23 protein-coding genes are annotated in these 22,688 nt (G+C 38.5%); 8 read left to right on the top strand and 15 right to left on the bottom strand.

Going from position 1 to position 22,688, the window contains the following annotated elements:
* Positions 1-1,407 carry a cytochrome ubiquinol oxidase subunit I gene (locus G6554_RS06050; protein WP_166239790.1) on the bottom strand — a complete coding sequence of 469 codons (1,407 nt, stop codon included), beginning with the start codon at positions 1,405-1,407 and terminating at the stop codon, positions 1-3.
* A 274-nt stretch (positions 1,408-1,681) separates the two neighbouring features.
* Positions 1,682-1,957 (bottom strand): hypothetical protein, encoded by a 276-nt coding sequence (locus G6554_RS06045; protein ID WP_166239789.1) that lies wholly within the window; start codon positions 1,955-1,957, stop codon positions 1,682-1,684.
* A 283-nt stretch (positions 1,958-2,240) separates the two neighbouring features.
* Between G6554_RS06045 and cspD the strand changes: the two genes are divergently transcribed.
* The gene (cspD, locus tag G6554_RS06040; RefSeq protein ID WP_166239788.1) at positions 2,241-2,441 is read left to right on the top strand and encodes a cold-shock protein CspD; all 201 of its coding nucleotides are present in this window, start codon (positions 2,241-2,243) and stop codon (positions 2,439-2,441) included.
* Between the two features lie 54 nt (positions 2,442-2,495).
* Here cspD and G6554_RS06035 read toward each other — a convergent pair whose 3' ends face one another.
* Both G6554_RS06035 and G6554_RS06030 read right to left on the bottom strand, forming a co-directional pair.
* The gene (locus G6554_RS06035) at positions 2,496-2,681 is read right to left on the bottom strand and encodes a zinc-finger domain-containing protein (RefSeq protein WP_166239787.1); all 186 of its coding nucleotides are present in this window, start codon (positions 2,679-2,681) and stop codon (positions 2,496-2,498) included.
* A 21-nt stretch (positions 2,682-2,702) separates the two neighbouring features.
* Complete coding sequence (locus tag G6554_RS06030; RefSeq protein ID WP_166239786.1) at positions 2,703-3,359, bottom strand: reverse transcriptase-like protein; 657 nt, start codon at positions 3,357-3,359, stop codon at positions 2,703-2,705.
* Between the two features lie 174 nt (positions 3,360-3,533).
* Here G6554_RS06030 and G6554_RS06025 point away from each other — a divergent pair, with 174 nt between their 5' ends.
* Positions 3,534-3,953, top strand: a complete 420-nt coding sequence (locus tag G6554_RS06025; protein WP_166239785.1) for an RNase H family protein — start codon at positions 3,534-3,536, stop codon at positions 3,951-3,953.
* Positions 3,950-4,870 carry a DMT family transporter gene (locus G6554_RS06020; protein ID WP_166239784.1) on the top strand — a complete coding sequence of 307 codons (921 nt, stop codon included), beginning with the start codon at positions 3,950-3,952 and terminating at the stop codon, positions 4,868-4,870. Before G6554_RS06025 ends, G6554_RS06020 begins: the two co-directional genes overlap by 4 nt.
* 33 nt (positions 4,871-4,903) lie before the next feature.
* On the opposite strand, the gene G6554_RS06015 is transcribed toward G6554_RS06020, so the two are convergent.
* Both G6554_RS06015 and G6554_RS06010 read right to left on the bottom strand, forming a co-directional pair.
* A complete protein-coding gene (locus G6554_RS06015) occupies positions 4,904-5,173 on the bottom strand; it encodes a DUF6123 family protein (RefSeq protein WP_166239783.1) in 270 nt (89 codons plus the stop codon).
* 41 nt (positions 5,174-5,214) lie between these two features.
* Positions 5,215-5,709, bottom strand: coding sequence for a divergent PAP2 family protein (locus G6554_RS06010; RefSeq protein WP_166239782.1), 495 nt, complete (start codon positions 5,707-5,709; stop codon positions 5,215-5,217).
* Positions 5,710-5,797: 88 nt separating this feature from the next.
* On the opposite strand from G6554_RS06010, the gene sspL reads away from it, so the two are divergent.
* Positions 5,798-5,935, top strand: a complete 138-nt coding sequence (sspL, locus tag G6554_RS06005; protein ID WP_166239780.1) for a small, acid-soluble spore protein L — start codon at positions 5,798-5,800, stop codon at positions 5,933-5,935.
* A 52-nt stretch (positions 5,936-5,987) separates the two neighbouring features.
* Here the strand turns inward: sspL and G6554_RS06000 are convergent, their stop codons facing one another.
* From G6554_RS06000 to G6554_RS05975, 6 genes are all read right to left on the bottom strand, one after another.
* Positions 5,988-7,211 carry an ATP-grasp domain-containing protein gene (locus G6554_RS06000; protein WP_166239778.1) on the bottom strand — a complete coding sequence of 408 codons (1,224 nt, stop codon included), beginning with the start codon at positions 7,209-7,211 and terminating at the stop codon, positions 5,988-5,990.
* 123 nt (positions 7,212-7,334) lie between these two features.
* Complete coding sequence (locus G6554_RS05995) at positions 7,335-8,228, bottom strand: 5'-3' exonuclease (protein WP_166239776.1); 894 nt, start codon at positions 8,226-8,228, stop codon at positions 7,335-7,337.
* Positions 8,229-8,293: 65 nt separating this feature from the next.
* On the bottom strand, positions 8,294-9,115 hold the full coding sequence (locus tag G6554_RS05990) for a sulfurtransferase (protein WP_166239774.1): 822 nt from the start codon (positions 9,113-9,115) through the stop codon (positions 8,294-8,296).
* Between the two features lie 13 nt (positions 9,116-9,128).
* Positions 9,129-12,803: a dynamin family protein gene (locus G6554_RS05985; protein WP_166239772.1), complete on the bottom strand. Its 3,675-nt coding sequence runs from the start codon at positions 12,801-12,803 to the stop codon at positions 9,129-9,131.
* A 332-nt stretch (positions 12,804-13,135) separates the two neighbouring features.
* Complete coding sequence (locus G6554_RS05980) at positions 13,136-13,705, bottom strand: isoprenylcysteine carboxyl methyltransferase family protein (RefSeq protein ID WP_166239770.1); 570 nt, start codon at positions 13,703-13,705, stop codon at positions 13,136-13,138.
* Positions 13,706-14,794 carry a type III polyketide synthase gene (locus G6554_RS05975; protein ID WP_166239768.1) on the bottom strand — a complete coding sequence of 363 codons (1,089 nt, stop codon included), beginning with the start codon at positions 14,792-14,794 and terminating at the stop codon, positions 13,706-13,708.
* Positions 14,795-15,467: 673 nt separating this feature from the next.
* Here G6554_RS05975 and G6554_RS05970 point away from each other — a divergent pair.
* Genes G6554_RS05970 through G6554_RS05960 form a run of 3 tightly spaced genes read left to right on the top strand, consistent with a single transcriptional unit; the run spans position 15,468 to position 17,783 of the window.
* Entirely contained in the window at positions 15,468-15,617 is a 150-nt protein-coding gene (locus G6554_RS05970) for a cytochrome c oxidase subunit 2A (protein WP_166239766.1), read from the top strand.
* Between the two features lie 22 nt (positions 15,618-15,639).
* A complete protein-coding gene (locus G6554_RS05965; RefSeq protein ID WP_166240076.1) occupies positions 15,640-16,116 on the top strand; it encodes a cytochrome c oxidase subunit II in 477 nt (158 codons plus the stop codon).
* Positions 16,116-17,783 carry a b(o/a)3-type cytochrome-c oxidase subunit 1 gene (locus G6554_RS05960; protein WP_166239764.1) on the top strand — a complete coding sequence of 556 codons (1,668 nt, stop codon included), beginning with the start codon at positions 16,116-16,118 and terminating at the stop codon, positions 17,781-17,783. Before G6554_RS05965 ends, G6554_RS05960 begins: the two co-directional genes overlap by 1 nt.
* Positions 17,784-17,869: 86 nt before the next feature.
* On the opposite strand, the gene G6554_RS05955 is transcribed toward G6554_RS05960, so the two are convergent.
* Together G6554_RS05955 and G6554_RS05950 are read right to left on the bottom strand one after the other, a co-directional pair.
* Entirely contained in the window at positions 17,870-19,372 is a 1,503-nt protein-coding gene (locus G6554_RS05955) for a carboxypeptidase M32 (RefSeq protein ID WP_166239762.1), read from the bottom strand.
* A 217-nt stretch (positions 19,373-19,589) separates the two neighbouring features.
* The gene (locus G6554_RS05950; RefSeq protein WP_166239760.1) at positions 19,590-19,823 is read right to left on the bottom strand and encodes a DUF2249 domain-containing protein; all 234 of its coding nucleotides are present in this window, start codon (positions 19,821-19,823) and stop codon (positions 19,590-19,592) included.
* A 129-nt stretch (positions 19,824-19,952) separates the two neighbouring features.
* Between G6554_RS05950 and G6554_RS05945 the strand changes: the two genes are divergently transcribed.
* A complete protein-coding gene (locus tag G6554_RS05945) occupies positions 19,953-20,105 on the top strand; it encodes a hypothetical protein (protein ID WP_166239758.1) in 153 nt (50 codons plus the stop codon).
* A 22-nt stretch (positions 20,106-20,127) separates the two neighbouring features.
* Here the strand turns inward: G6554_RS05945 and G6554_RS05940 are convergent, their stop codons facing one another.
* A complete protein-coding gene (locus G6554_RS05940; protein WP_166239756.1) occupies positions 20,128-22,491 on the bottom strand; it encodes a nitric-oxide reductase large subunit in 2,364 nt (787 codons plus the stop codon).
* Between the last annotated feature and the right edge of the window lie 197 nt (positions 22,492-22,688).

Raw genomic sequence — 22,688 nt, 5'->3', positions numbered from 1 at the left:
TTAAGCACCTACCTTACTAAACGGATCTGTGGATACCTTTAATAGGGCACCTTCGTGAAGTTCAGGACCCTTTTTAATTTCAAGGACCAATAAGTAGATCATGACCCCCGCAAGAATCGTAAAGATTAACATGTACATAATGATGGAGAACAGAATCGTCCCTGCCGATACATTCGGTGAAATCGAATCACCTGTTGTCATCAAGCCGAATACGGTCCACGGCTGCCTGCCAATTTCCGTCATGACCCAACCGAAGGTATTGGCCAAGAACGGAAATGATATCGCAGGTAATAAGAGTTTAAAGAACAAACGGCTATTGCTTAGTGAATTTTTCCACCATAGAAAAACACCGGCTATTGACAACGCGATCATCGTCACCCCAAAGCCAATCATCAATCTAAAGCTCCAATAGGTAGTCTTAACGGGCGGAATATAGTTTGTCCCTTCACCGACAATTGCATCATATTGGCCTGTATATTCTTTTTGCAATGTTTCCATCCCTTTTAAGCTGCCTTCAAATTTTGAGTACGCTAAAAAGCTCATCGCATAAGGGACGTTTATTTCGAATTTATTCTCCCTGTTATCTGTATCAATCCAAGCGAAAAAAGACCATGGCGCGGGGTCAGCCGTATCATTCCAAATTCCCTCTGCCGCGGCCATTTTCATCGGCTGGGTTTTCACCAGATATTGTGCTTGGGTATGTCCGCTAAACGCTGCACCGATACTGCCAATTAAGCCAATGATAATCGCGATTTTTATTGACTGAAGATAAAATTCAATATGTTTCTTTTTTAATAATTGGTATGCACAGATACCAGCGACAAAAAAGCCTGCTGTACAGAATGCACCTGTCATCACATGAGGAAACTCTACCAATAATTGACCGTTCGTAATCAAAGCAAAGAAATCATTCATTTCTGCACGACCATTATTCAATTGAAATCCCGCAGGTACCTGCATAAAGGAATTAGCTGAGAGAATCCAAAAACCGGACAAAATTGTTCCAAGTGACACAAGCCAAATACAAGCCAGGTGAACTTTTTTTGAAAGACGTTCCCAACCAAAAATCCACAGACCAATAAACGTGGACTCCATGAAAAAGGCCAGCAGTGCCTCAATCGCAAGTGGGGCGCCGAAGACATCGCCAACAAATCTTGAATAATCGGACCAGTTCATCCCAAATTGAAATTCTTGAATAATCCCTGTTACAACCCCAACCGCAAAGTTAATTAGAAACAAATGTCCCCAAAACTTCGCCATCTTCTTATAAAGCTCTTGTTTCTTTACGACGTACAGGGTTTCCATTAATGCCACCATGAAGACAAGGCCAATCGAAAGAGGCACAAAGAAGAAATGGAAAATCGTTGTCGCAGCAAATTGGATTCTTGCCAGCATAATTGGATCCATTACCTACCACTCCTTTACTTTTTTATGTTCAATTATTCACAAACTTACCAAAAAAAATATTGATTAAATAATAATTATATTATTAGAATTGCTATAAAAAGTATTTCACTTTTATAATAACAAACTTTTCCGGAGCCCAAACGTAAATATATGTCAAGATTATGACAAATTTTTCTAGCCATTCCCTTCAGTTATTTCGCCTTTACTAATTGAAATAAGGGGCGGCAAATAGCCATCCCCTTTTAATGAACTTATACCATCACATTGATTATAGTTAGCCATCGATCGTTTCCCCATGGGCATACCAATTCTCCTTAGGAACGATATTAGAGACCGTTACGATTAATGATGGGATTCTTTCTACATCGAAGACAATAGCTCCAATTTTCTTGGTAAACATAATAAAGGCATCTCCATGAGAAAAATGGGCTAAATCATTACCGATATGGAGCAAAGACATCATAATTGCCTGTTTTTCGTCTGCTTCGATGAAAACTTGTGGAGAGAATCTTAAAATCCAATCCTCCCCTTCAATTGAAAATCGGAACATGCGGTTCCTCACCTCTTAATATGGTAACTATATTAATTAAAGATATGAGGAAGAGGCATTAATATGTTAAACGAAGGGTTAAATTCTGACTCTTTCAAAAATTTATTAAAACCTGCATATTTTCGGCAAAAAACCGCTTACCTTTTCTTGACTGTCCATTTTCATTATTGTATATTTAAAGCATCATGCAACCAATTCACAATGTTGGCTGATTAGCTGCATGGTAATATTTATCTTTGGCACCACCCGGTGGTGTCTTGAAAGGCTTAGGAGGAAGAAGTAAATGCAAAACGGTAAAGTAAAATGGTTTAACAACGAAAAAGGCTTTGGATTTATCGAAGTTGAAGGCGGCGACGATGTATTCGTACATTTCAGCGCGATCCAAGGTGAAGGCTTCAAATCATTAGAAGAAGGTCAAGAAGTTTCTTTCGAAGTCGTTGAAGGAAACCGTGGACCACAAGCAGCTAACGTAGTAAAACTATAATCCTAAATGATAATGAACCAATCAAAGGCTGGCGAATCTCGTCAGCCTTTTTATTCATTTTAGTTTATTCCCGTATTCTTGAAGCTTTTCTCCTACTGTGCATTGAGTAATACAAAAACGATGTGCTACTCTTCGTCCGCCATCTTTCTTAAGCTGCTGATGCAAAAAACAGCCATCACAGTATTGATTAATCATGCTCTCTACTTGGCTAAATAGTTGTTTTCTAACTGAATGCTTCATTTATTAATCGGCACCCTCTTTTCATAGAATTAACGTTTTGGCGAAGATTTCTTTCCCTTCTAAAGCTTGGGTGGCCAATTTATCTGCTTCCTTGTTATCCTTTCTAGGAATTACCGTAAATTTTGGCAGCAATCCTAACAGCTTCATTTTCTCCTCAATCCGATCTAACCAGCGGTTAAGTGCTTCTTCATAACAAGGCCATTCTCCTTCGAGCTGCTTTAATATCCCTTGAGAATCCCCTTTAAATTCACATGAAAGGTGATGAACACCCAAATCCTCTAAAATATTTAATGCATAATAAAATGCAGCATACTCCGCTTCATTGTTGGTTTCCATTTCAAACACACGTTCGTTGGCACGGATACGGTATTTCTTTTTTCCTTGTTTAAAAAAGATTACAGCTCCAAGCCCTGCCTGATTTGTTTCCTTATTAAATCCTCCGTCAAAAAAAACGGTAATCTCATGAGGATCCTCTTCAATCTCTGCCAATAGTTTTTTCATTTCTTTTATAATCCAAGATGTCCCATTATCATCATAAAAATATAAATCATTGACTTTGCCGGTTCCCTCGAGCTCTTCACCCATTTGTAATGCTAATTCTCCTGAAATCCATTCAGATGAACATTGTATTTTTTCATTACTCTTTACTTTATAGTTCCACTCAAGCCTATATTTCATTGTTTTCAGCCTCTCAAGAATAATTTTCAAGCTTTTACCAACTAGCTTATTCATTTAGCCAATAGAATATATATGATTTATCATACCCAATTAAGGTACCTGAAACTATTTCCCCGCATTCATGTGATAAAATATGATAAACTTTCATTATCATACTCATTGGAGGAATCACCATTGATTGAAGTCTTTATTGATGGGGCAAGTGCTGGTAACCCTGGTCAGAGCGGTGCTGGGGTTTTTATTAAGGCTAACGGCAAATCAGAAAAATATTCAATCCCGCTTGGCAATATGACAAACCATGAGGCAGAATTTCACGCTTTTATTGAAGCTTTGAAAATTTGCTTAACAAAAGGCTTAATCCATTCGGTTGTCTCTTTTCGAACGGATTCCCAATTAGTCAATACGTCCGTTGAAAAAGCGTTTGTTAAAAACAAATTGTATGCCCCCCTGCTTAAAGAAGCCCTAGATTTAACGAAAGAGATCGATTTATTTTTTATGAAATGGATTCCAAGTAGTGAAAACAAAGTGGCCGATGAACTGGCACGATTGGCGATACAAAAAAACTCAAGCAAGGAGTCCAATAAACTGTTATGAAAAAACCCATTTTTGCAGATCTAAGTCTGCTTCTTGTCACTTTTATCTGGGGTACAACTTTTGTGCTTGTCCAAAATGCAATTGATTTTCTGCCGCCTTTTGCCTTTAACGGAATCCGCTTTTTCATTGCAGCGCTTTTACTCATCCTTTGTCTGCTTATTTTCGAGAAAAAGCAGTTTAAACAATTGAATCTGAAATTAATTGGTTCAGGGGTTTTTATTGGATTTTGGCTTTTTCTTGGATATGTCACACAAACCATCGGCCTTTTATATACCACTACGTCAAAGGCAGGATTTATCACTGGTCTAAGTGTCGTTTTAGTACCCTTATTCTCGATGTTTTTACTCAAGCAGTATCCAAGTAAGAATGCGATTATTGGCGTTATAACGGCCACAATCGGCTTATTTTTACTAACTATGACGGACGTATCATCATTAAATATAGGTGATGGGTTTGTATTTATTTGTGCAATTAGCTTTGCAATGCACATAATTTTAACAGGCAAATTTAGCAGTCAGTACCCGACGTTATTATTGACAGCTATTCAAATCACAACCGTTGCAATCCTTTCGATGGGCTCCTCTTTTATATTTGAGGATTGGAAAAAATCACTTACGCCAGCTGTCCTTTTATCACAAAATGTTATCATTGCCTTAATCATAACAAGTGTGTTTGCAACTGCACTTGCCTTCTTTATTCAAACTAATTTCCAAAAATATACATCAGCAACAAGGGTGGCATTAATTTTTGCAATGGAACCAGTATTTGCGGCAATTGCTGGCTATATATGGGCTCAGGAACGATTAGCTATTGGCGCCCTATTCGGGTGCAGCCTTATTTTTATGGGAATGATCTTCGCCGAGCTTCCGGTTAATAGAATACCTTTACTTAGGAAAAATAAGGAACTTGAAGGCTAATTAAAAAACTCCCTGTACATGGGAGTTTTTAATTTATATGACAAGTAATTCTTGTTCCGTTACAAAATTAATCGCCGCTTGCCGTGTATCGATCTCGTTTGAAATGAATGTTTCCAGCAATGACATATAGAAACTGCCATCAAAACTCTTTTGTACCTTTAACGTTAATTCAATTGCAATATTGATTATTTCATCGGGAGCGTTTGTATAATGTTTCCCAAAGAAAATAAAGCCAATAGCATCTTCTTGAAATTGAAATCCCTTTCCTTTCAAGTAGTGCAAATACTCTTCAACTGTCCGCACTAATTACCCATTCCTCTCTCCCATTTCACTAAAACATCCCTTTAAAATCTTAACCTAAAATTCATGGCTTTTCTATTCTTTTTTGTACATAAATGGCCAATCACCCCGACAGCAATTCCCAGTAATGCACCGCCAATTACCTCTTCAGGCTGGTGGCCTAACATTTCTTTCAACTTTTTAGGAGCATTTTGTTGTTTAAATTTGAGACTTTCCTCTTTATGGATTTTTTCAATTAATTCGTTCATTGAGTTTACTTTTAGAGTTAGCTCACCTGTTTGCCTACGGACACCTTGGGCATCGTACATGACAATTAAGCCATAGACAAGTGATAGCGCAAAGTCAAATGTTGGCAGCCCTCTTTGCAGAGCAATGTAGGTGGTTAACGTGGAGACCCCGGCGGAATGCGAACTAGGCATTCCACCCGTTCCCAAAAGTAGTTCTGGTCGCCACTCTTTCTTTTTAATATAATGAATGGGAATTTTCACCCCTTGGGCAAGTCCAATACTAAAAAGGGCTAAATAAACACCTTTGTTCATTTTTTCATCACCTCTGCCATTATTGTTAGAGAACGGGAGTTGGATTATTCCTAATGGAAATACTACCTATAATGGGAGGTGATTTGTCATGAGCAAGAATGCCAAGAGAAACCGCGGCGTGAAAGCCCCTGGTGTAAATCCACAAGGATATGGACAAGATGCGGAATTTGCGGAGGAACCAAAAAGTAAATTGGAAAATGCGGCAAAAAAAAAGAATACGAAATAATACTTATGTAGTCCTGGCTGTCCCCTTGCCTGAGGCAGCCAGCAAATGTAAATTATAAGGGTTCAAGGTAAAACTTTATTTCCAAGGAGGCAGCAGTAGCAATCTGTTTTGCCAGTTCTGGAGTAATGGAGGAAGCTATGACATATGCATAGCGGTCACCGAGTGAATAGGGTTTTGTTAAGATTGCTCCTTTTCTTGGCTTTACGAATACCTCCACTACCCCTTCATATGCAGATGCGATATTTTGACCTGATACCTTTATTAATTTCCCACTAAAATTTATCGTAACAAATTTGGCATACACATGCCTTGCTTTTGTTTTTTCTAATGATGGTATCTCACCTAAGGAGAGTTTTATTACTTCCTTTACTAAATGAATGCCTGTACCCTCCTGAATAATTCGGTTCATTGCCCCGCCTGACATTCGCGGGTTACTTTCTATCAACTTCCATTTCCCATTCACTAGCCGCATTTCTAAATGACATGTGCCATTTATTAATCCGAGTTGCTGGACAACACTTGTAACAGCAGCTTTTAGTTCATCATAGTCATGTTCCGATAGCTCAACTGGGTATAAATACCCCGTGATAATAAATCGTTCACCTTGCTGAATTTCTTGCTCTATGACGGCTACCATGGTAAGTTCTCCATTGTAAACCATTACCTCAATCAAATATTGCGTTCCTTCCAAATATTCTTCCACTAATATGGGGGTCTTCGGGAATTTTCTCCTAATAAAGTGAAGACTTTCTTTTAATTCTGAAATTGTGGAAGCAAGAATTACATCCTTTGAACCGTTTGAAGCTGGAGATTTTATGACCAACGGCAATTCATCTTGATACATGGCAACAAACGAAGAGATCGGTTGATCGTGTGTAAGAATTAAATATCTTGGGGTTATGGGGAGCGATTTTAACTGTTCACGAAAGCGCGTTTTGTCTTCCATAATGACTAAAGCTGGTGCCGTTAATGTAACAAGTCCTACCTTGCTTGCAATTCTCGCTGCCAATGACACAAATGGATCGATAAGACTTAATATGGCGGATATTTGCTTTTTATCTTTTTGTAAGGCAGCAATGATCAATAGGATTTTTTCTTCATTCCCTAAATCCTCTTCGTAAATCATCTGGTGAACTTCCGGAAAATCCTCTTTTTGCGTGATAAAGCCAATTCTGTTCGTTAATAGAATCGTGCAATAGCCCATTTGAGTGGAAGTAATTAACGCTTCTCTGCTCGACCCGGATTTATTACATCCGATAAAGACGATGGTTTCCATGTCGATCATACATCCCTATAATTAGTGATCTTTTTCTAATATCCTATTAATGTGTAAAATAATAGTTCTCGTAATTTTGCCTATTTAAAAAAGGCTGCCTCCTTCTCGAGACAACCTTTACCATTATGAAATAATGAGTTCATCAAACGGGAGCAGCCGCTGGATACCGCGAAGCTCAATTTCCATCAGTTTATTTACCGCTTTATCTTTTTCAATTCTCAGCCATGCCTCTTCTAAAGCACAACTGACGGGAACATCACACTTTATTTCAGCAAGCATCCTTGAAAGGTGTAGCATATCTAAATCCTGCTCAATTTTCGTTTTATTGGACTTTGATAAACGATCCAAATTCGAAATGATTCCTTCAACATGGTCAAATTCCTGTAAAAGTTTCAATGCAGTCTTTTCACCTATTCCTCTAACTCCAGGATAATTATCACTTGTATCACCCATTAGTGCTTTTAAATCAATCATCTGCCGAGGTGTGATGCCTTTCTCCTCGAAGAAGGTTTGCGGTGTATGAACAAGATAATTCCCATACCCCTTTTTCAATAGAATAACAGAGATACTTTCATCGAGCAGTTGAAGGATATCTTGGTCACCCGTTAATATTGATACATGTGCATGATCCTTCATTTGACTGGCAATGGTGCCGATGCAATCATCCGCCTCATAGCCTGCTAATCCAATATTAGGAATATCAAATGAAGCGACGACTTCTTTTACGAGATCAAATTGCGGAATTAATTCGACCGGAGCCTCCCCGCGATTTCCTTTATAGTCAGCAAATAACTCTGTGCGAAAGGTTTTACTGCCCATATCCCAACAAACAGCCAGGTGTGACGGTTTAAACGAAGATACCGCTGTAAATAAATGTTTTATAAAGCCATGGATTCCATTCGTCGGAATTCCTTTAGAATTTATCATAAATTGACCTGACACGGCCGTGGCATAAAAGGCACGGAATAACAGGGCCATTCCATCAACAAGCATAAGTGAAGGCTTTTGATTTTCCATCTACTTAGTCCCCCCTATATTAAAAACAATACGGGTTCCATTATATCACAAGATGAGTCTGAGAATTATTCAATTTTATTCTCATCGTAGGAGATCCAGTCGCTAAAACTGCCAACATATAACTTAACCTTTTTGAATCCCGCCTCTTTTAGTGCAAGAAAATTCGGTGCAGCCGTTACGCCTGAGCCGCAATAAACAATGATCTCACTTTCAGGATTAATATCAGAAAACCTCAGTTTTTGTTCACCGACAGGTAAATATTGGTTGTCCTTAATTCCCTTCATCCACGGCTTATTGACCGCGCCAGGAATATGACCTGCTTTTTTATCAATCGGCTCTTCCAAACCTAGATATCGCCTTTCTTCGCGAGAATCGATTAGGATTTTGTTTTGTTTTTCAACCGTTGCTTTAACTTCTTCGACGTTCGCTAGTAAGTCCGATCTAAGTTCGACATGGAGGGTCCCTTTTTCAAAGGCAGGAATATTTACTGTTACGGGATGTTTGTTTTCTAACCATTCTTTAAAACCGCCATCAAGTACGAATACCTGTTCATGGCCGAGGTATTGAAGGAGCCACCAAAACCGGGCAGCGTATGATCCTTCTCCATTATCATAGGCAATAACAGTTGTGTCATTGCTAATACCTGCCTTCTCTAGTTTCACCGTTAATCCATTTACATTTGGGATTGGATGCCGTCCGCCATGTTCCTCAACTGGAGCTGACAAATCTTGTTCTAAATCAAAGAAAACGGCACCGGGAACATGACCCCTTCCATAGTCCTCTCTACCTTTTGCAGGTTCTGCCAAAGAAAATCGGCAGTCGACAATTCTAACATTTTGTTCGTTTACATTTTTTAATAACCATTCCCTACTTTTTACGTATTTCATGACCATACTCCCCTCAATTCCCAAATTCCTCAGTAAGCCTTTGTTGAATTTCAGTTAAAAGTTCGATGGAGACCCCGCCTTCCAAAGCCGTAAGAAGACTTACATAAAAATCATCTGCCTGCTCGATTGTTTCCTTTATTAAACGGACGAAATCATCATGTAGCTCTGTTGCATAATGCATAGTTAATCTGCCGGATTCCTCTTTCAAATAGCCATCTGCAAGGTCCGTTAAAATCTGATATAATTCATCACTCATAAATTTCTTTTCGTTTTTTTCAAAAAAGGAACGCGGATTTTTAAAATAGGACATGGCTTTGGTGAATATCTGCTGATCAATATCGATAAAGGCACTTGAAAAATGAATTTCCTTACTCTCGCTTTTTTCAAATGCCGAAAAGGAAAGATCTTGGTTAATTTCCAAGAGGTTTCGATGGAGCCCTGTTTGATAATCCATTAGTAGCCTACCCATGAAACGGTCTAATCTGACGGTAGTAGCCCGCATTTCTTGGGCAAAATCAAAGCCTAGGCTTTCAAGAAATTCGTCAAGTGCAGTTTGCAGCGCTTTTTTCAGATTCCGGCCATCTTCCCGAAGCGTTGAAGGATTAAAGGACTCTTTGAAGAAATCACCAAAACGCAGGAAAACCCTTTGTTTAATATAGAAAACTAATTCTTCTGCTTCCATTTGCAAACGTTTTCGCAATGGCTCATCTGCTTGTTTCTCCATTAATACCTTGATCTGTGCCTTTTGCTTTTCCATCTCGGTACGTCTTTGTTCCTTCATTGATTGGTCATCTTTTGCGCTTTGAAAAAGTTTGCCTACCAATTCATTTACTCGGCTCAATTCTCTTTCAGCTGCTGAAATACTCATTTCTGTTAAATCATTCGAAATAAAGTGATAAAACCTATCCTCAAACTGACTCATTCCAGAATCTGCGGCAGGTGTAAGATTCAACTTTTCATGAATCGCCCGCAAACTTGATACAGGGTAAAGGTGTGGATTCCTAATTCCATATTTCATTAACTGCTCTGCAACATATTCAGAAACCGTTTCCTGTTCTTCCTCGTTTTCAGCAAGATCAATGGCATTAATGATGAAAAACATTTTATCCATTTGGAACGATTCCTTCACACGTCCTAACTGTATTAAAAATTCACGGTCTGCTTTTGAAAAGGCATGGTTGTAATAGGTAACAAATAGAATCGCATCTGAGTTTTTAATGTAATCAAAAGCCACTCCAGTATGGCGGGCGTTAATGGAATCCGCTCCAGGAGTATCGACAAGCGTAATTCCTCTTTTCGTTAACTCACAATCATAATACAATTCAATCCATTCAACATAGCAGGATTTTTCTTCCTTTGCTACGAATTCATGGAAATCTTCTAAATCCGTTTTCAGTAAGGTTCCAAGTGCTGGTACAAAGGCGCTATTTCCTCTTTTAAATGCCTGTAAAAAGGCAAACTGAGTCTTCTCCAGCACCCCTTCCTGCCCTTTCTCAAGCAAAATTTGATCAATCATTTTAGCAGCCGCCGCAAAATCCTTGGCATGTAAATCAAAAACCTTTAAGGCTCGATTTACATCATCAAGCATTATATCCTTGTCTTTGAACTTCACAAGTACGGTTCCATGCGGATGTATTGCTGAAACAGGCTTAATCTTATTGATGGCAGCTGTTGTCGGATTTGGCGAAACGGGTAAAACTTTTTCGCCCATTAATGCATTAGCAAAAGAAGATTTCCCGGCACTAAAGGCACCAAATAAAGCAACAGTAAAGCCTTTATTTTCTAGCCTGTCAGCTTTATCCATTAATTCCATTGCCAGCTTCTGAAAACCCGGCAATGGTTTTACTAATTCCGATACTCGAAGAAGTCGATTAGTTGTATTTTTCGATCTTCCTCCACCATGACTGATGCTACCTGACACCGTTTCATGTGCATTTGGAACAACACTGATTTTAGCAGCCTTTTTCTTATCTTGTATTATAGCTGTTATTTCTCCAATAGAATTGACCACTTCATATTCGTCCTCTTCTTGTATAAAAAGGTTATTGACGTCAGTTTCTAAAGGGGCGTTTGATTGGATAAAAAGATCATCGATTGTTTTTTCCCGTAAGAAAATAGTTTGTTCATACTTTTTAAGCGCTTCTAATGCCTTTACATATCTCTCAACTTTACTAAATTCTATTTCATATTGTTCTTTTAACCTGGCCGTTTGACTTTTTAATGCTTCAAAGAAGCTCGCTTTTATTTCTACAAGTTGATTTCTGCCGATTCTTTTAATCTCATTGGCAACATCCTCAGTATAATGGAGGACATAATCTCCCGTTACACGGGCTCCCGGTTTTACCGTGTTTGTTACAATCTCGATTGGGACAGGGATTGAGTAGGATTGTGCTAAGTTTTGAAGCTCACCATGATTCAGTTCTGTTTCCTTTAAGGTTTTAAGCAGAAATTCTCGTATATGCCATTCTAGCTGTAATTTTGTTTTTTCAAGCAAATCCCGATAAAAACAGTCCAGCCTTTTATTCTTCTCTTCTGCAGTCTTTTGCTTTGTAAATATGAGACCCACTTTAAATTCCGGCTGGTAAGCCTCCAAATAGCTTTCAGCTAATTCTCGCGTTTGAAACGGCAAAAGATAGGCATTTTTCATGATTTCGGCAATGGAATGATCAAATTCCTTTTCTTTATTCATGGAACCTTCTTTTATCATGCTAAGTACAGACCTTATTTTTTGATAAGAAATCGTTACATCCTGCTTTTCTTGTTCGGTTAATTCATCTACTATTTCAAAACTGGGGGAGAGCTTTTCTTCTTCTAGCTTATTTGCTAGATCCACATGGTCTTGCGCAATCTTTCTTAGAGAATGCAATATGGATGGCACCAGTAATTGATCCTTTACCGCCAACTTCTCTGCAATAAATGTCTTTAGCAGCTCAAATTCATTATGAGGGTGATCCTTATGTTTTAATGTTGTATAAAAAATCTTAGGGGGTTTGACTCCCCAGGAAGCAAATGAATTCACCACACTCTTTTGGAAGTCTGTAAAACTTAATTCCTCATCCTTATGTTTATCAATTTGGTTAATGACTAAATAAACATCTTTTCCTGCCTCTGCCAATTCCTTGGTAAATAAAAAATTCAATTCTGCTTGGACATGATTATAATCCATTACATAAAAGATTAAATCGGCCAGGTGGATCGCCGATTCCGTAGCGATTCGATGGGCATCATCGGCAGAATCGATTCCAGGAGTATCCATAATCACGGTATTCGAAGGCAGCCGTGAATCGCTATGGCTAATCTCCAATTCTTTGATTGTGTCTCCGTTCTTACAGTAATTTTTCACTAATTCAAAATCGTATGGTGCTAAATAAAGCCTAGGCTTATCATTTTTAAAAAATACTTTCGCATAATCCTCACCCGATTTCACTTTCACTAAGTTTGCACTCGTCGGTATCGGACTTGAGGGCAATAATTTTTCACCGACAACTTGATTGATCATGGTGGATTTCCCTGCGGAAAAATGCCCGCAGAACGCAATAAGAAATTCTCGATTTTCCAACTTATTTGCAAGTTGCTTTACTTTATTTGCTTGTTTTGGATCATGGTGTTCATTTAAATACTCATATAATGAGGCGATTTTTTGTTTTACAGATTGTATAGTTTCTTGCTGATTGGCTGTTTGCACCATTTTTGATTAATTCCCCTTAACAACATAGTAATAATTTTTATTTTATACGATAATTCAAACTTTTCCTATCTTGACACTACAAAAAAACAAGATAAACACAAAAAGACCAAGGTCTGTAACCTTGGCCGCGTAAAGAATTGTTCTTTTATTGTGTAACGTTTTTTAAAACGTGCTTCATGACAAATGCATAAATAATAATCGTACCGCCGACAAACGCAAAAGCCATATGTAACACCCCTTATCAGACTCTCACCTGAGAATGATTTTCAATGATGAGATTATTCTAACACGATTGATAATCATTTTCAATCCTCTTCGTGGAACTGTCACATTTATTTAACAATCCTTGGAATAAAGCGATGGCAGTCCATAAAGACCCCGTCATATTCTGTTAATGTGCTAAGTGCCTTTTCCTCCTCAGGGATACGGACTATAAGCATGATGACATTTAATAAAGTAAACAAGATAGCCGTATAGTATGAAGTAAATAGTAATGGCACAACGAGCAGTTCAATCGCGACCACAAAATAATTGGGATGTTTTAAAAAGCGATATGGCCCTTTTCTAACTACTTCTGCACCCGCAATGACAAGTATCTTTGTATTCCAATACCTTCCAAGGGAGGCAAGTGCCCAGATTCTTATAAACTGAGCAAAGCAAAAAAGGCAAAGGAAAATCGGCCAAACTAGTGCTAGTTGTCGTTCCAGTAAGAGCTTTTCTGTTATGAAAACAAGAAAGAACAGTATATGCATCGTGACCATATATTTGTAGTGCCTTTCACCAAACTCAACTGCCCCCTTTTGCTTCATCCATTTTTCATTTCCCTTTGCGATAAATAATTCCACTACACGCTGAAGGATAACAAAGCATACTAGTAGAACGAATGGGATGAAATCATTCATTTAGTTCCACCTCAGTAATAGTAATTCTGAACTGAAGCCTGGGCCAAGTGCGGTTGCAAGACCAATCTTGTTTTTTGGGACGGCCATCTCCATATAACGCTTTAACACAAAAAGAATGGTTGCTGAAGACATGTTTCCAAATTGTTTTAAAACCTCTAAAGAAATATCATTCATAGATGGAGAAATATTCAATGCCATTACATAGGCATCCAGTACTTTTTTTCCACCGGGATGGGCGATAAAATAATCTATTTGATCAAGTTCGATTTGGTGCTTTGCTAAAAATCCCATTACATTTGGCTTTAGCCAACCCTCGACTATATGCGGGATATCACGAGAAAAGACAACAAATAATCCCGTATTTTTTAATTCCCAGCCCATCACATCCAAGGAATCAGGCATCAGTGTCGATTGTGTTGCGATGATTTCTGGCGATGCAGCCTTCCTGAACCCCCCCACGGCTTTAGCTTCATCACCGCAAACCAATGCACAGGCAACTCCATCGGCAAAAAGAGAGGTTCCAATCAGATTACTTTTTGACAGGTCATTCTTTTGAAACGTTAAGCTGCAGAGCTCAACGGAAAGGACAATCACTTTTGCCTTTGGAAAGGCTAAGCAATATTCAAACGCCCTTGTTAATCCCGCAGCCCCGCCGGCACAGCCAAGGCCCCATATCGGCACCCGTTTGGTATGTGGGTTAAATGACAATTGATTCATAATTCTTGCATCAATGCTAGGGGTTGAAATACCAGTGGAGGAGATAAAAAAAATCGCATCAATCTCTTCGAAAGGAATGTTCTTTATAAGGAAATTTTGGTTGTTTAAACAGGCCATAATTGCTTCTTTTCCCAATTCCACGGCACATTCAATATATGCATTGTTTCTCTCTTCAATGGAACGATTAGCTTTAAACCATTCTAAATCTTTGACAAAATGTCTTTTTTCAATTTGCCCGTTTTGAAAGGCTTTTAGCAGTCTGTCAATATCTTTAAATGAATCTGCAAAGAGTTCTCTTGCAAACTCAGTTGCATCGTTTTGGGTAATTTCAAAAGGGGGGCTAACCTCTGAAATGGAAATAATGGCAGGCATCATCATTCTCCTTAGACATATGTACCGCTATTTTTACCAACTTCAAGCAAATTATTCTGGATAGTAAACATGTCTACAGGCAAAAAAAAAGCTTCCCAATGACATGACAGGGAAGCAAACGTTTTGAAGGTTGTTGTTGTGCATTTAAATTATAACGCGGTTTTTGTTTTTCATCATTACATAATCATTTCCAATTGTGATTATCTTTTTTCTGATTGCGTTTGAACTTCAATCGTAATTTTATTACTTGCCAATGAACCACAAACATTACAGTATTCTACTTTATTATATAAAAGGCGACATTGTTCACAATAATATTTTTCCACAAAAATCCACTCACTTCTAATGAAAATTATCGGATATGCTTCTATTTTATTTTTGATATTCAATAGTGTGAATGTATTTCTAAATTAAGACAATTTAGATTGTGAACCATTAATCAATTACTTTTATCACAGCGTGGGTGTGATAGTTCACATTTTCTTCACATTTCCCCTTCGAGTTTTGTGACATAAATCACTGTTGTATCAAGTTTATAACATTAACATAGTAGATACCTAAGGAATGAACAATTTGTGAACTTTGAAATTTGATATTTTACTTTCGCAATTGTTTTGTATTATGAAAGAGAACTTACTTATTTAAATCCATTTTTAGAAGGGGGTCTTTTAGGATGGCAAAAGCGGAACTGAAAACAAAGCAAAAGACAGAATTGGAAGACAGCTCCTCCCTCAAAGGGACATTGGCGTCCGTTTTCATGTTGGGAGCATTTATTATTGTTACATGGGTAGGCGTTTATTACCTATTCGTAGACCGTTTTTAATTGATTGAAGGGGGAAAAAATGATGCACATGCATAAATTAGAAAAGATTTGGCTGACATTCGGTATAACCTGCCTTGTTATTTTCTTGGCAGTCATTGGTGTAAGTGCCTTCTATCTCGGCAACAAACCACCAAGTTGTTTAACAACGGTAAATCCTGAAAAAGTGGATGAAACGAAACCATTTGATAAACCGGGCCTACATAAAGTCGAGGGAAAAGACTGGGATTATGAATTAGTATATGTTGCATCCGCATTCTCTTATAATCCTGCTAAAGTGGAAGTGCCTCTAGGTGCAAAGGTAAAAGTGATTGCCACCACAAAAGACGTTGTTCACGGGTTCGAAATGGCGGGAACAAATGTTAACATGATGCTTGAACCTGGTTATGTCAGTGAATATACGACAACCTTTGATAAAGCTGGCGAATATTTAATAGTCTGTAATGAATACTGTGGTGCTGGGCACCATTTAATGAGTTCGATGATTGAGGTGGTTAAATAATGGTTAACAGTACAGCTGCAAAAGTAAAAGTCGACCCACGTGATGCAAAGCTTTCCATGGCACATTTCTTTGTTGCCTTTTCAGCACTTGCCCTTGGCGGATTAATGGGTCTCCTGCAAACCCTTGTCCGTTCTGGAAAATGGGAACTTCCATGGGGAATTGATTATTATCAAATTTTAACGGTTCATGGTGTCTTAATGGGCCTTGTATTAACAACCTTCTTTATTATGGGATTTCAATATGCTGCTGTAAGCAGAACAACCGGAGGCCATTCAAATGCCGCTAGACGAACCGGCTGGATTGGCTTTTGGGTCATGTTAATTGGTACTTTAATGGCTGCTACCATGGTTTTACTTAAAGAAGCATCTGTTCTATATACCTTTTATGCCCCACTTAAAGCACATTGGATCTTTTACTTAGGGCTTACCTTCGTCGTTGTCGGTAGTTGGATTGACGGTGCTGCACAAATTATGACATATGCTAGATGGCGGAAGAATAATCCAGGCCAACCAAGCCCATTATTAAGCTTTATGGCTGTGATCAATACAGTTCTCTGGATTGTCGCAACATTAGGTGTAGCCGCAACCGTTTTATTCCAGCTTCTTCCATGGTCACTTGGATTAGTTGATACAGTTGATGTGCTCGTCAGCCGAACATTGTTCTGGTATTTCGGTCACCCATTAGTTTATTTCTGGTTATTACCTGCGTATATGTGTTGGTATGCTATTATTCCAAAGATTATTGGCGGAAAAATATTCTCAGATTCTTTAGCACGTTTGTCCTTTATCTTATTTTTACTATTCTCTATTCCGGTTGGTTTCCACCATCAATTAACAGAACCGGGAATTGATCCTGCTTGGAAGTTTTTCCAAGTAATCCTAACGTTCATGGTCGTTATTCCATCGTTAATGACTGCTTTCTCACTTTTCGCAACCTTTGAGAGATATGGACGTTCTAAAGGGGCTACAGGCTTGTTTGGCTGGTTTAGAGTACTTCCATGGGGAGATGCCCGCTTTATTGTTCCATTTATCGGGATGGCTTGTTTTATCCCTGCAGGTGCCGGCGGGATCATTAATGCTTCTAACCAAATGGACCAAGTTGTCCATAACACCATTTGGATTACAGGTCACTTTCATTTAACAGCAGCAACTTCCGTTGTGTTAACGTTCTTTGGAATTTCCTATTGGTTAGTTCCACATTTGACAGGGCGTAAATTAACGAAAGCAATGAATAAATTAGGCATTATTCAGGCATGGGTTTGGTTCATTGGGATGGCATTTATGTCAGGTTCGATGCATATCCAGGGCCTGCTTGGTGGACCAAGACGTTCCGCTTTCTCTACTTACGGCGGGGCCAAGCAAGCGGCTGAGTGGATTCCTTATCAAATCGCTCAGGCAGTTGGCGGATCGATTTTATTCCTTGGCATCATTTTAGTACTGATCATATTTGTAAACCTTGCCTTCTTTGCTCCTAAAGGGGAAGAGGAATTCCCTGTTGCAGAAGCAGAGAATCTTGAAGAAAAAGCACCAATGGTATTCGAAAACTGGAAATTATGGCTTGGCATTACTGCCGCTCTCATTTTATTCGCATACACGATACCGTTTATCGATATCATTCAAAATGCACCTCCAGGGTCAAAGGGATTCCAGACTTGGAGTAAGTGGTGATAAATTTAAAGGCTTCAATCTTTTAGATTGAAGCCTTTTTCTGTATGATTTCTCCCTGTATTTTGGATGAGCCAATTGCCTGGATTTTAATTTAACTGATATACCTTTCCGTATTTCTCATAAAGGTAATCTACTAAATACTGTGCATTAAGACCCTCTCCGGTGACATCCTGTAAGATTTCAAGTGGCTTCTTCATTTTTCCATATTGGTGGATATTTTTGGTCAGCCATTCCTTAATTGGGAGTAAATTCCCCTCCTCTAGTAATTGATCAAAATTCGGGATATCCTCAAGCATTTTATGCTTAAATTGTGCTGCATACATATACCCTAAGGCATAGGAAGGGAAATAGCCAAAGCTGCCTCCTGCCCAGTGAACGTCCTGAAGGACACCCATCGCATCATTTTCAGGACGAATACCTAAGTACTCTTCGTATTTGTCATTCCAAATTTTCGGCAGATCCTTCACTTCTATTTCATCATTAAATAGGCCTTTTTCAATTTCATAACGAATAATCACATGGAGTGGATAGGTTAATTCATCCGCTTCAATGCGAATCAATGATGGCTTTGATTCATTAATCGACCGATAGAATTCCTCCAATTGAACTTGATCAAACTGACCATTTGCATATTCCTTCAATAGATTGTAGTTATTCCTCCAAAATGAAAAACTGCGCCCTAGAATATTCTCATAGAAAAGGGACTGCGATTCGTGAATTCCCGTTGATGTGCCGGAGCAGAGCGGAGTTCCAATTAGGTCAGTTGAAATATTTTGTTCGTATAAGGCATGACCGCCTTCGTGAATTGTGCCAAAAACAGCGGTACGGAAGTCGTTTTCGTCATACTTTGTGGTTACGCGGACGTCACCAGGGTTTAATCCAATCGCAAATGGATGAACGGTTTCATCCAGTCTGCCTGCATTGAAGTTATAACCCATTTTTTCAAGGATCTTCAAGCTAAATTCACGCTGATTTTCCTTTGGGAATTTTTTTAATAGAAAATCAGTTTCTGGTTTATGGCTTGACTCCGAGATCCGTTTAACCAGTGGGACAATTTTACCTCTTAATTCACTAAACACCTGATCCAATACTTCCATTGTCATGTCGGGTTCGTACATATCTAATAATACGTTATACTTCTTCTCCTCATGACCCCAATAGCAAATGAATCGTTTTGTCATCGCTACTAACTTCTCTAGGTAGGGACTAAACAAAGCAAAATCGGCCTTTTCTTTGGCTTCCTCCCAGACACTTTCTGCCTTTGATTGGAGAATGACAAATTCTTTATATTCTTCGGCCGGAATTTTCTTATTTCGTTCATATTCCTTCTTACATTCTTCAAGGATTTTGCTTGTTGTTTCGGATAGCTGTTGTTTTGATAAATTGGCTATGTATGCTGCCATTTCCTCGGAGGTGGACATTTTAAAGACCTCAGATGATAGCATTCCAATTACTTCTGAGCGCTGTTCCACTGCCTGCTTTGGGGCACCTGTTCGCAGATCCCAATAAATCAATCCCAGTGCTTCATTATAAGCGGACATTTTTTTCACATATTCTAAGAATTCTTTTTCTAATTGGTCCATTCGCATATAAATCCCCCTTTTCCATTCAGACAAATTTTATCACATTTTTCTGAAAAGTAATTATAGAATAGGTTAAATGGGGATAAAAAAAACAACAGAAACGGATTTCTGTTGTAAAATATATATATAGGAAAAAGAGGATGTTACCTGGAAAATAAAATTCACGTAAAATGATTGGAGAGGGTCAAGTGCCTCGTTAATTCAAAGACACACGAACCAAAAATTACTTCTTACTAATAGCGACTTTCCATGTTTCCGGGCCTTCTTCAAGGTACTCCCAAGAAAATTGCTCAGGTCTTTCCATCATGAATTGATATAAAAGCGGCTTTGGATCATGGTCATTTACAATCATCATTGTTTCACCAGAACGTAATTCATCAAACCCTTTAAAGATGGTAGAATGTTTTTCTCGTGGTGGAAAATCTGGAACATTGATCACTTTTGCGTATGTTTGCATGATAATCACTCCTTTTAGTTTGTTAACTTCTCCTTTATTATAAGGAACCAATTACTTCTTTTTAGTGCAACGTATCACACCTAGAACATGATTTTATTAATACTAGTACTGTGGCAGGGGGAATGGCTTTTGAGAGAATTAGTCGGAATTTGTAAATGCTGCAACAAAGATATCTATTGTTTAGATGGCTTTTTAAACGGGATTCTTACGGAAGAGAAAGAGATTCATTGCTTTGAATGTTATGAAAATCATAAAGAAGAAAAAGAAAATCCGCAAAGCTAAGCTTTGCGGATTTTTTTTCAAGTTATTCCTCATCAATTGATAAATCGCGAACAGGAAGTTTTTCTCCCTCCTGATGCGTTGGTTTCCGTAAATTGAAGAGCGCTTTTATACAGAAAACCACTAATACTACTACACCAATAAGGAAAATGGTGTCAGGCACCGCACGCCAAGTTAACAATGTTTGCACAAGATCCTTTTGGAGGAAGGATGCTGAACGTGATGCGGCATAGCCGTGATTAAATGCTTCTTTTATTTGGATAATCCCGACTGGTAGTAAGGATAGGAAGACCATCCCTGCTAGGCCGACGTTTAACATGATGCAGCTGAATTTGAGCCATTTATCATTCCAGCTTTCAGGTTTTACGATATTCCGTAATGAATATAGAAGTACTGCACATGCAAACATTCCATACACACCCATCATGGATCCATGCCCATGTGCTGGTGTTAAGAATTGTCCATGTTCAAAATAGCTTACTGCTGGCAAATTAATTAAAAATCCTAAAACTCCCGCCCCAACCAGGTTCCAGATGGCAACAGAAATTAAGAACCAGAACGTTCCTTTGTAAGGGAAATCGACACCGCCGGCACGCATCATTTTATATTGCTCATACGCTTCAAGAATTAGCAACGTTAATGGAATGACTTCCATCGCAGAGAATACCGCCCCAAGGCCAATCCACGCTTCCGCAGATCCATTATAGTAATAGTGGTGGCCGATGCCAATAACTCCGCTGCCAAGTAGCAGGATTAATTGGAAATAAAGTTGTCGTACTGTAGATTTTTTTGTTACTAAACCTAATTGAACTAAAAGGAAGCCAATAACGACAACCGCAAATACTTCAAAAATACCTTCAACCCATAAGTGGATGATCCACCAGCGCCAGTAATCTGCAAAGGTAAAGCTTGTTCCAGGATTAATAAACAAGGCAAAGACATAGAATGCAGGTACGGCTATCGCTGAATAGAATAATAGGTGAATCAGTCCACCCTTATCAGTTTCTTTCTTTAGACCTGCCCTAATTCCTCGGTAAACAATAAACAGCCATATGAACATACCGGCAATCAGGATCAGCTGCCAAATGCGTCCAAGTTCGATATATTCCCATCCAGAGTGTCCGAATAGGAACCAATTGTTTCCTAAGTAGCCGTTAGCTCCAAGCCACTCACCAACCATACTTCCGACCACAAGGACCACCAATGCCCAGAATAAAATATCGACGAGTAAGCCTTGTTTTTTGGGCTCATAGCCACCGACAAGTGGAGCAATGTATATACCCATCCCAAGCCACGCTGTCGCAATCCAGAAAATAGCAAGCTGCAAATGATACCCTTTTGTAATATTGAACGGAAGAATATCATGAATCCACTTTATTCCAAAGAAACTATCTGGTTCTATGTAATAATGTGCTAGTAATGCCCCAAACATACACTGGACAAGAAATAAGGCCGAAACGATCACAAAATATTTTCCGCTCTTAACCTGAGAATTGGTCACTGGCATTTTTCGTAGATCAATTCGCGGGAAATTTCCTTCTTTATATGCCTCTTGCATGCTAAATTGATAGCGATAGAAAACAAATAAAATAATTCCCAACACTAAAACAAAAATGGTGATACTTGCACCACTCCACCATACTGCAGAGAAGGATAAATGGTTGCCTGCATCCTCATAGTAAGGCCAGTTATTTGTATAGGTGATGTTATCTCCTTTACGGACTGTACTAGAAAGCCAAGCTGTCCAGAAAAAGAAATCAGATATTTGTGTAATTTGATCACCTTTTGCAACATACGCACGGCCTGTTTTCGGCAAATCGCTTTCCTTAATAAGATTTGCCTTTAATCCCCAATCGTCACCCTTCGTAAAAATTTCCTTATAATGCGCTCTTACCCTTTGAAGGCCAAATGCTTGAGCATCCGTTAGTACCATTGTATCTTTATCACTGTCATAGCGATTTTTTTTCATTTCTTTAATAACATTATTTTTAATAACAATTTTTTCATCTTCATTTAAAGTTGAAAAATCTTTTCCATACTTGTCTTTCGCTTTAAAATCCTGCATACCTTCTGTATAAAGCTTAAGAGATTCAGCTGTATAATCAGGTCCCATATAGGATCCATGTCCTAAAACGGTGCCGTAATCCATTAAACCGTACTTTTGAAAAACAGCCTGCCCCCCCATAATGGAAGCTTTCGTAAACAGAACATCACCTTTTTCATTCGTAACCTCCACGGGTCTTGGTGCTTGTTCTTTAAATATCCAATAGCCGCCAACTAGTAAAACCGTGAAGGTAATTAAAATGGTTGCAATTAGAACGGATTTTAAGAGTCCATTTTTATTGGTCTTCAACACTTTATTGGTCGACGTCCCATGTTGTATTTCCATGCTACATTCATCCTTTCTTATTTTGTTACATTAGTTATCTTATCTTTGTTCACTTCATCACACAGTGAAGCATTTCATCAAATCGGTGTGACTTTTATCACAAAATAAAAGATTTATTTAAGAGATTCATTTCTTGACATAGGTCAATTTTTTCTAATGATGGCATTGTTAAAATTTCTATAAGTAGGATTTTTTAA

Source organism: Bacillus sp. MM2020_4 (genome assembly GCF_011250555.1).
GTDB lineage: Bacteria > Bacillota > Bacilli > Bacillales > Cytobacillaceae > Neobacillus.
Note: the sequence above shows the minus strand (reverse complement) of the source record. Positions and strands in the feature narration are given on the sequence as shown.